Origin of the sequence: Bacillus marasmi (assembly GCF_902168435.1) — a bacterium.
Taxonomy (GTDB): Bacteria; Bacillota; Bacilli; order Bacillales; family Cytobacillaceae; genus Bacillus_BU; species Bacillus_BU marasmi.
In genome coordinates, this window is the sequence record NZ_LR656183.1 from 43,388 (window position 1) to 52,530 (window position 9,143).

Here is a 9,143-nt window from a genome sequence, read left to right on the forward strand (position 1 = left end):
TTTTCACGATTAATCCCTAATGTGATATGATGCAAAATAGATAAAATTAATAGTAAAGTGGTGAGTGCGGTGATTTTTGTTTTTGACGTTGGCAATACGAATATCGTTTTGGGTGTTTATGACAATGATGAACTAAAACACCATTGGAGAATCGAAACGAATCGAAATAGAACTGAAGATGAATATGGAATGGTAGTGAAGCAATTATTTGATCATGCTAAGTTATCCTTTTCAGAGATTAACGGTATCATCATTTCTTCCGTAGTTCCTCCAATTATGTTTGCTTTGGAAAGAATGTGCAATAAGTATTTCCATGTAAAGCCCGTCGTAGTTGGGCCTGGAATTAAAACAGGACTCAATATTAAATATGAGAACCCACGTGAGGTTGGTGCAGATCGAATCGTCAATGCTGTCGCTGCCATTCACGAATATGGAAGTCCGCTCATTATTGTTGATTTTGGTACCGCTACTACATATTGTTATGTGAATGAACATAGTCAATATATGGGCGGGGCGATTGCACCGGGGATTGGTATATCTACCGAAGCGCTTTATTCAAGAGCGGCTAAATTACCGCGCATTGAAATCGTGCGCCCTGAACATGTCATCGGTAAGAATACCGTCGCAGCAATGCAGGCTGGTATTTTGTATGGATATGTTGGTCAAGTTGAAGGTATTGTCCAAAGAATGAAGGATCAAAGCCCAGTGCCGGCAAAAGTAATTGCTACTGGAGGTTTGGCGACGTTAATTGCTGAGGAATCCAAAGTAATCGATGTGGTCGACCCTTACCTCACTTTAAAGGGTTTAAAGCTTATTTATAAACGTAATATGGAAAATATAAAGAGATAAGCTTGCTATCAAGAAAGGAGCAAAAGCATGAATGATTATTTAGTCAAAGCATTAGCCTTTGATGGTCAAATCAGAGCTTATGCAGTAAGGTCGACTGAAACGGTCAGTGAGGCACAAAAGCGTCACCATACATGGCCGATTGCCTCTGCCGCTTTGGGTAGAACATTGTCAGCTGGTGCCATGATGGGTGCGATGTTAAAGGGTGACGCAAAACTCACGATAAAAATTGAAGGTGGCGGTCCGATTGGGCCGATTTTAGTTGACAGCAATACAAAAGGCGAAGTACGTGGCTATGTCACCAATCCTCATATACACTTTGAAAATAATGATCAAGGTAAATTAAATGTAGGTAAAGCGGTTGGCCGTGATGGAATGCTTTCAGTGGTAAAGGATCTTGGTATGCGTGACTTTTTCTCCGGTCAGGTACCGCTCATTTCAGGTGAATTAGGCGAGGACTTCACTTATTATTTCGCCTCCTCTGAGCAGGTGCCATCGTCTGTAGGTGTTGGCGTATTGGTTAATCCGGACAACTCAATCCTAGCCGCAGGTGGCTTTATAATCCAGCTGATGCCGGATACAGATGATCAAACGATTTCAAAAATCGAGGAAAGTCTCAAAAACATTTCGCCAGTCTCAAGTCTTATTGAAAAAGGGTTAACTCCTGAAGAACTATTAGAGGAAGTGTTGGGTAAAGGAAATGTTCAATTCCTTGAAACTCTTCCGGTTAAGTTCTCATGTAATTGTTCAAAAGACCGATTTGCAACGGCCATTATTGGTTTAGGAAAAAAGGAAATCGAAGATATGATTGACGAAGATGGACAAGCAGAAGTGCATTGTCATTTTTGTAATGAATATTATTTATTTACAAAAGAGGAATTAACTGAATTACATAAAGAGGCACAATAAAGGAGAAGCAGTGGAGGAAGAAATGTGAAAAAACAGCATTTTCTTATCATAATTGCCTGTCTAGTAGTATTCAACATCGCTACCATTGCCTATTTTCTGTATCGCTCAACTGATTCTGGTGAATCTGTCGCTTCCATTGGGAAGGAAGATATTACGCGTCAGGAATGGCTCAATGAAATGGAAGCAAGGTACGGTGAGAGTGTTCTAAAGGATTTAGTTGATCAAAAAGTAATTAAACAAATTGCCCAAAAGTATAATATTACCGTAAGTGATAAGGAAGTTGAGCGCGAGCTATTATTTGTTAGGACAACTTCCTATATGGAAAATCAGCAGAAAAATAAGGAAAAGCTGAAAGAGCAGATTAAACTTAATCTACTGCTTGAGGAGATTCTTACGAAGGATGTTGCAATCCCCAATAAGGATTTAATGAACTATTATGAAGGAAACAAAAAGCAGTTCTCGATTCCTAATGCCTATCATCTTTCGCAAATTATAGTTAAAACTAAAAAAGAAGCGTTAAGGACAATACAGGAATTAGAGCAGGATTCAAGTTTTGAAGTCTTGGCAATGGAAAAATCAATTGATGATTTTTCTGCCAACCAAGGTGGAGATATTGGTTTTGTTAGTGAGAATGAGGAGCGGGTTTCCCCTGATATCCTCGTGAAAATTAAGAAATTATCACCGGGGAAATGGACTGAGCCAATTAAAACAGAAGAGGGATATGCTATTTTTCTGCTAAAGGAAAAAATTTCAGAAAGAAATTATGACTTTAAAGAGGTTAAAAACCAAATTAGACGTCAGCTCGCCTTGGAACAAATGGGGATGAGGTTAAACGCTGACGTGTTTTGGGATGAAGCAAAAGTTGAATGGTTTTACGGAAATAAGGAAAATTAATAAAGATGGCTAAAAAAGGGTATCTGTTTTATAAACAAATACCCTTTTTAATACCCATTTTTTGATGAATGAGGCCGACTAGATAAATTTTTTAATTTTTCTCTCAAAAATGATTGACAATTACTTAGTAAGTTGGTAGGATTTAATTAAACCTATAAAAATACTCGGATTAAGAGGTGGAGAGAAATGGTACGTGTAGCAAACTCAGTTGCAGAATTAGTTGGGCAAACGCCAATCGTAAAATTAAATCGTGTATTAGATGAAAACAGCGCAGATGTTTATTTGAAATTAGAATATTTTAATCCAGGAAGCAGTGTAAAAGACCGTATCGCTTTAGCGATGATCGAAGCAGCAGAAGCAGAAGGTGCTTTAAAACCAGGAGCGACTATCATCGAGCCGACAAGTGGTAACACAGGAATTGGTTTAGCGATGATCGCAGCTGCCAAAGGCTATCGTGCAATCTTGGTAATGCCTGAAACAATGAGCTTGGAGCGTCGTAATTTACTACGTGCATATGGTGCGGAATTAGTATTAACTCCAGGACCAGAAGGAATGGGTGGAGCAATTCGCAAAGCGGAAGAGTTAGCTAAAGAAAATGGCTACTTCGTTCCACAACAATTTAACAACTTTGCTAATCCAGAGGTTCATAAAAATACAACAGCAAAAGAAATTGTTGAACAAGTTGGGGGACAATTAGACGCATTTATCGCAGGTATCGGAACAGGTGGCACGATTACTGGTGTCGGTCAAGTTCTTCGTGAAGAAATTCCAGGAGTTAAAGTATATGCAGTAGAACCTTCTGATTCACCAGTATTGTCAGGTGGAAAACCAGGTCCACACAAAATCCAAGGTATCGGAGCAGGTTTCGTACCAAAAGTATTAAACACAGATATCTATGATGAAGTTATCCAAGTATCTACAGAACAAGCATATGAAGCAGCTCGTAATACTGCTAGCAAAGAGGGAATTCTTGCAGGTGTTTCTGGTGGAGCAGCAATTTACTCCGCGCTTAAAATTGCGAAAGAGCTAGGAAAAGGTAAAAAGGTTTTAGCGATTATTCCAGATAATGGGGAGCGCTATTTCAGTACACCACTTTATCAATTTGAAGATTAATTTGAATGATAAATAGAGGCAGAAGCTTAGGCTGCTGCCTTTTTTTAATGGGGAAAATCAAGAATATTCTTACAACGCATCACGGTCTTTATTTGGATATATGAAAAATATTGTAAAATCATGTAGAATAAGAGTAGGAAAGTAAAGAAAGTATCCCTACTCGGAACAATGGTCGGTCATTACAGGAGGAAAATGAATTGGAAAAAGGACCAAAAAAAATCATTCAGTGTGGCCCCTACACTCTTGACTATGGAAAAAAGACATTAATTATGGGGATTTTAAATGTGACTCCAGATTCTTTCTCAGATGGAGGACGTTTTGATCAAATAGATCTAGCAGTTCAACATGCAATGAGGATGGTTGATGAGGGAGCAGATATCATTGATGTTGGTGGAGAATCGACCCGTCCTGGCTACGAACAAATATCAGTTGAAGAGGAACTTAACCGTGTAATCCCAGTTATTAAGGCACTTGCTGAAAATGTTCAAGTTCCCATATCAATTGATACATATAAAGCAGAGGTAGCTCGACAAGCGATTCTTGCTGGGGCGCAAATTATTAATGATATATGGGGAGCTAAGGCAGACCCAAATATGGCAGCTGTGGCAGCTGAATTGAATGTCCCAATTATTCTCATGCACAATCGTCCCGAACGTGATTATCAAGTATTCATGCGAGATGTCCTTGGGGACTTATATGAGAGTATTTTGAAGGTCAAACAGGCAGGTGTTAAGGCTGAAAATATTATCCTCGACCCTGGTATCGGCTTCGCACGAGATCTTGAACAGAATCTGGAAACTATGAGGAACTTGGACAAGATAGTAGCTTTAGGTTATCCCGTTTTATTAGGAACTTCCCGTAAATCTATGATTGGTAATGTCTTAAACTTACCGCCTAGTGAACGATTAGAAGGTACTGCTGCAACTGTTTGCTACGGAATCCAAAAGGGCTGCCAAATAGTTCGAGTTCATGACGTAAAGGAAATAGCCAGAACTGCCAAAATGATGGATGCGCTATTAGAGAAGGGGGAGTATAGTGGACAAAATTGAATTAAAACAAATGGAATTCTTCGGTTATCATGGAGTATTTCCAGAGGAAAATAAACTTGGGCAACGTTTTATCGTAGATTTAACCGTTTATACTGACTTAAGCAAGGCTGGGCAAACGGACAATCTTGAGGATTCAATTAATTACGCTGAGTTATTTTTTATTTGTCAAAAGGTGGTTGAGGGATCTCCATTTAAACTAATTGAAGCTATTGCTGAAAAGATTGCCAGCAATATATTGAATGGCTATTCCTCGATAAAAGAGTGCATTGTAAAAGTTATCAAACCTGACCCGCCTATTCCTGGTCATTACCAGCATGTTGCGGTTGAAATAAAAAGGAGCAGATAAATTGGGGAAGAATATAGCTTATTTAGCCCTAGGATCAAACCTCGGTAATCGATTTGATAACCTGAAACTAGCTATTAGAGCTTTGAAAAATGAAGAAGATATTGAAGTGGTAAATATTTCATCTGTCTATGAAACTGATCCTGTAGGATATGTTGATCAAAGCTCGTTTTTAAATATGGTCATCCAAGTAGAAACTGGACTTTCCGCAATGGAACTGCTAAAGTTATGTTTAAAAATCGAAAACGACCTTGGCAGAATTAGGGAAATAAAGTGGGGGCCAAGAACATTAGACCTTGACATTCTAATGTATAATCATGAAAATATTGAAACAGAAGAGTTAATAGTTCCTCATCCTCGGATGCATCAAAGAGCATTTGTATTAATACCTCTCTTAGAAATCAACCAACACATCCACGTACCGAAGATAGAGAAACCTTTGAAATTATGGGTAGAGAATCTACCTGATAAAGAAGGAGTACGGATATGGAAGCGGATAAATGGGGAAGACGTATTCGCGCTTTTCGAAAGCTGAAAGGTTTTACGCAAGAGAATTTTGCAAAAAAAGTCGGTGTGTCTGTATCGATTTTGGGGGAAATCGAAAGAGGCAATCGAATTCCAACACAAGAATTTCTTGAAGAAGTTGCAGGTATCCTGCAAATTGACGTCGTCGAACTAACACCACCAGATGAACTTTAATTAATATTGGACATAAGTTTAGGCACCTTAGAAGAAAGGGGTAGCTTGTTTGTTAAAAATCGGAAACATCGAAATGAAGAATCCAGTTGTTCTTGCACCGATGGCGGGAGTTTGTAATGTTGCTTTTCGTCTCACTGTGAAAGAGTTTGGTGCAGGTTTAGTTTGTGCAGAAATGGTAAGTGATAAAGGCATCGTCTATAAAAACGAGAAAACTCTGAATATGCTTTATATAGATGAGCAAGAAAAACCACTTAGCCTTCAAATTTTTGGAGGAGAAAAGAAGACGCTTGTAGAAGCGGCACAATTTGTTGATAAGCATACAAATGCCGACATCATTGATATTAATATGGGTTGCCCCGTTCCGAAAATTACAAAAGTAGATGCAGGTGCTAAATGGCTCCTCGATCCAGAAAAAATTTATGAAATGGTCTCGGCTGTTGTCGATGCAGTTGATAAGCCTGTCACCGTCAAAATGCGGATGGGCTGGGATCCAGCTCATATTTATGCAGTGCAAAATGCTCAAGCTGTTGAGAGAGCTGGAGGTCAAGCTGTTGCGTTGCATGGTCGGACACGCTATCAAATGTATGAAGGTAAGGCTGATTGGGATATTATTCGTCAAGTTAAACAAGCGGTCAATATTCCGATAATCGGAAATGGAGATGTAAATTCTCCCCAGGATGCGAAACAAATGCTTGAGGAGACCGGTTGTGATGGAGTTATGATTGGTCGAGCAGCACTAGGTAATCCGTGGATGATTTATCGTACCGTCAAATACTTAGAATCTGGTGAACTGATTGGTGAGCCAACCCCTCGTGAAAAAATTGACGTCTGTGTCCTTCACCTTGATCGATTGATTGCCTTAAAAAATGAAAAAATCGGCGTCCGCGAAATGCGAAAGCACGCAGCATGGTACTTAAAAGGAATCAAAGGAAATGCTAGAGTTCGCAATGCAATTAACGAATGTAATACAAGAGCAGAATTAGTAAATCTATTATATGGACTAGTTGAAGATATTGAAATTATTGAAGATCTTGATGCATCACAAGTCGTATAAGTTTGACTTTGTATACAACTTTTCCTATAATACCTTTGTTAAATAAATAAACTGCCAGTATAAAACTGGCAGTTTATTTGTATTTAAAATACATTTTTGATGTCTGAATAGCAAAGATTGTGTAAAATAATATAGTATGCAAAAAAACGGATAAGTGCAAAACGCCAATGGCTGACATAAAAGTTAATATAAATGGAGTGATCAATCAGATGAGTCAGGAAGAATTAAACGACCAATTGAGGGTTCGGCGCGAAAAAATGAATCAATTACGTGAAAAAGGACTTGATCCTTTCGGTAAACGTTTTGAACGCTCTAATAACACTCAAGAACTTATTAATCAATACGGAGAGTTAGAAAAAGAAGAAATCGAGCAACAGGACATAAATGTAACCATTGCTGGACGGATTATGACAAAGCGCGGAAAAGGTAAAGCTGGATTTGCTCATATTCAAGACTTAACCGGGCAAATTCAATTATATGTAAGAAAAGATGCAGTCGGTGAAGAACAATATGAACTATTCGACACTTCCGACTTAGGAGATATCGTCGGAGTTTCTGGAACACTTTTTAAAACAAAAGTAGGTGAGCTTTCTGTTAAGGTAAAAGAGTTTACCTTATTAACAAAAGCGCTACGTCCTTTACCTGATAAATTCCATGGCTTAAAGGATATTGAACAACGCTATCGTCAACGTTACTTGGATTTGATTATGAGTCCAGAAAGTAAAAGCACTTTTATTACAAGATCATTAATCATCCAATCAATGCGCCGTTATTTGGATAGCCATGGCTACTTAGAGGTTGAAACACCAATGATGCATGCTATCGCTGGTGGAGCATCTGCTCGTCCGTTCATCACGCATCATAATGCGTTGGACATGCCTTTATACATGCGTATTGCGATTGAGCTTCATTTAAAACGCCTCATCGTAGGTGGATTAGAGAAGGTTTATGAAATTGGTCGAGTTTTCCGTAACGAAGGAGTTTCAACTCGCCATAATCCTGAATTCACGATGATTGAATTGTATGAAGCATACGCAGATTACCGAGATATCATGAGTTTAACCGAAAATGTGATTGCGCACGTTGCGCAAGAAGTGCTAGGTACAACAACAGTTCAATACGGTGACTATCAAGTGGATCTTAAGCCTGAGTGGAAGAGAGTCCACATGGTAGATGCAATTAAAGAAGCGACTGGTGCAGACTTCTGGAAAGAAATGACCACAGAGGAAGCCCGAGAACTAGCTAAAGAGCATGGTGTTGAAATTAATGAACATATGACATACGGTCATATTGTTAATGAATTCTTCGAGCAAAAAGTAGAAGAAACATTAATTCAGCCAACTTTCGTATTCGGACATCCTGTGGAAATTTCACCTCTTGCTAAAAAGAATGATGAAGATCCACGCTTCACAGATCGTTTCGAATTATTTATTGTTGCGCGTGAGCATGCAAATGCATTTACAGAGTTAAATGACCCTATTGATCAAAGAGAAAGATTTGAAGCACAGCTAAAAGAGCGTGAACAAGGTAATGATGAAGCTCATTTAATGGATGATGACTTTGTAGAGGCGTTAGAATATGGTATGCCTCCAACAGGCGGATTAGGAATCGGCATTGACCGTCTAGTAATGCTATTAACTAATTCTCCATCAATCCGTGACGTTTTATTATTCCCATTAATGCGTCATCGCTAATATTTTGAAGCAGACCCATTTTGGGGTCTGCTTTTTTGGTTTTTTAGAAATTTTTCGTGTTACGTTATTATTCTCAGATAGGAGAGATTCATTGAATGTAACTATAATAATAGTTTAAAAATTCCGTCTTTTTCGTTTGTACAAAAAAGTGACAAAAACGTATTGCAACAATTATATAATGGTGGTATATTATTATCTGTTGCCACAACAAAGAAACATTTTGAAAAAATAATTTCAAAAAGATGTTGACGCAACATTAACAATCTGTTAATATTAAAAAGTCGCTTTTGAGAAGTGATAAAAATTGCTCTTTGAAAACTAAACAAACAAACGTCAACAATAAACAAATTTTAGTGTATCTGACTTCGGTTATGAACACTAGCCAACGTAACTTTATGAGCTAAATCAACTTTCTTGGAGAGTTTGATCCTGGCTCAGGACGAACGCTGGCGGCGTGCCTAATACATGCAAGTCGAGCGGACTTGAGGGAGCTTGCTCCCGATAGTCAGCGGCGGACGGGTGAGTAACACGTGGGCAACCTG

At 38.6% G+C, this 9,143-nt stretch carries 10 protein-coding genes and 1 rRNA gene; all 11 read left to right on the top strand.

The features are described from left to right. The first annotated feature begins 69 nt into the window (after positions 1 to 69). Positions 70 to 849 (top strand): type III pantothenate kinase, encoded by a 780-nt coding sequence (locus FXW34_RS20360; RefSeq protein WP_147535893.1) that lies wholly within the window; start codon positions 70 to 72, stop codon positions 847 to 849. 27 nt (positions 850 to 876) lie between these two features. Then, positions 877 to 1,755 (top strand): Hsp33 family molecular chaperone HslO, encoded by an 879-nt coding sequence (gene hslO, locus FXW34_RS20365; protein WP_147535894.1) that lies wholly within the window; start codon positions 877 to 879, stop codon positions 1,753 to 1,755. 24 nt (positions 1,756 to 1,779) lie between these two features. Beyond that, positions 1,780 to 2,649 (top strand): peptidyl-prolyl cis-trans isomerase, encoded by an 870-nt coding sequence (locus FXW34_RS20370; RefSeq protein ID WP_147535895.1) that lies wholly within the window; start codon positions 1,780 to 1,782, stop codon positions 2,647 to 2,649. A gap of 186 nt (positions 2,650 to 2,835) precedes the next feature. Further along, positions 2,836 to 3,762 (top strand): cysteine synthase A, encoded by a 927-nt coding sequence (cysK, locus tag FXW34_RS20375; protein WP_147535896.1) that lies wholly within the window; start codon positions 2,836 to 2,838, stop codon positions 3,760 to 3,762. 269 nt (positions 3,763 to 4,031) lie between these two features. Then, positions 4,032 to 4,811 (top strand): dihydropteroate synthase, encoded by a 780-nt coding sequence (gene folP, locus FXW34_RS20380; protein WP_147535904.1) that lies wholly within the window; start codon positions 4,032 to 4,034, stop codon positions 4,809 to 4,811. Next, positions 4,798 to 5,157, top strand: a complete 360-nt coding sequence (folB, locus tag FXW34_RS20385; protein WP_147535897.1) for a dihydroneopterin aldolase — start codon at positions 4,798 to 4,800, stop codon at positions 5,155 to 5,157. Before folP ends, folB begins: the two co-directional genes overlap by 14 nt. A 1-nt stretch (position 5,158) precedes the next feature. Then, positions 5,159 to 5,689, top strand: coding sequence for a 2-amino-4-hydroxy-6-hydroxymethyldihydropteridine diphosphokinase (gene folK / locus FXW34_RS20390; protein WP_147535898.1), 531 nt, complete (start codon positions 5,159 to 5,161; stop codon positions 5,687 to 5,689). Beyond that, positions 5,641 to 5,853 carry a helix-turn-helix domain-containing protein gene (locus FXW34_RS20395; RefSeq protein ID WP_147535899.1) on the top strand — a complete coding sequence of 71 codons (213 nt, stop codon included), beginning with the start codon at positions 5,641 to 5,643 and terminating at the stop codon, positions 5,851 to 5,853. The genes folK and FXW34_RS20395 overlap by 49 nt, the downstream gene beginning before the upstream one ends. A gap of 49 nt (positions 5,854 to 5,902) precedes the next feature. After that, positions 5,903 to 6,907, top strand: coding sequence for a tRNA dihydrouridine synthase DusB (gene dusB, locus FXW34_RS20400; RefSeq protein WP_147535900.1), 1,005 nt, complete (start codon positions 5,903 to 5,905; stop codon positions 6,905 to 6,907). 209 nt (positions 6,908 to 7,116) lie between these two features. Further along, positions 7,117 to 8,601, top strand: coding sequence for a lysine--tRNA ligase (gene lysS, locus FXW34_RS20405; RefSeq protein WP_147535901.1), 1,485 nt, complete (start codon positions 7,117 to 7,119; stop codon positions 8,599 to 8,601). A gap of 411 nt (positions 8,602 to 9,012) precedes the next feature. Next, a 16S ribosomal RNA gene (locus FXW34_RS20410) occupies positions 9,013 to 9,143 on the top strand; the annotation flags it as partial.